This is a genomic window from Streptomyces sp. WAC 04229, from assembly GCF_003947455.1.
In the GTDB taxonomy this organism is placed as follows: Bacteria; Actinomycetota; Actinomycetes; order Streptomycetales; family Streptomycetaceae; genus Streptomyces.
Genome location: NZ_QHJH01000439.1, coordinates 1 through 575 on the forward strand (window position 1 = coordinate 1; position 575 = coordinate 575).

The 575-nt window shown below is 77.2% G+C and carries 1 protein-coding gene; it reads left to right on the top strand.

All coding sequences use genetic code 11. From position 1 onward, the window contains the following. Nucleotides 1-575: glutamate ligase domain-containing protein (locus DMH12_RS38760; protein WP_260474512.1), on the top strand; the 575-nt coding region annotated here is incomplete at both ends.

Genomic DNA, 575 nt, shown 5'->3' on the forward strand with positions numbered 1-575 from the left:
CAGGGCCTGGCACCCGGCGGCACCGCCGTCCTCAACGCCGACGACCCCCGGGTGAGCGCGATGCGCGCGCTCACCGACGGCCCGGTGCTGACCTTCGGACACGCCGGGCACGCCGACGTACGCGTAGGCGACCTCACCCTCGACCGGCACGGCCGGCCCACCTTCACCCTGCACACCGCCGGCGCCTCGGCCCGCGTCGCACTGCCACTGGTCGGCGCCCACCAGGCACTCAACGCCGCGGCCGCCGCGGCCGCAGCCCTCGCGGCCGGCATCCCGCTCACCACAGCAGCGGCGGCACTGGGCACGGTCGCACTGTCGAGGTGGCGCATGGAGCCCCGCGACCTGGCCTGCGGAGCCACCCTCCTCAACGACTCCTACAACGCCAACCCCGACTCGGCCCGCGCCGCCCTGGACGCGCTGGCGGCGATCGAGGGCGGCCGCCGCATCGCCGTCCTCGGCACCATGCTCGAACTCGGCGCCGACAGCGAGGCCGAGCACCGTGCCGTCGGCGCCTACGCCGCCGCCCGGGCCGACGTGGTCGTCGCGGTCGGCGAGGGGGCCCGCCCCATCGCCGA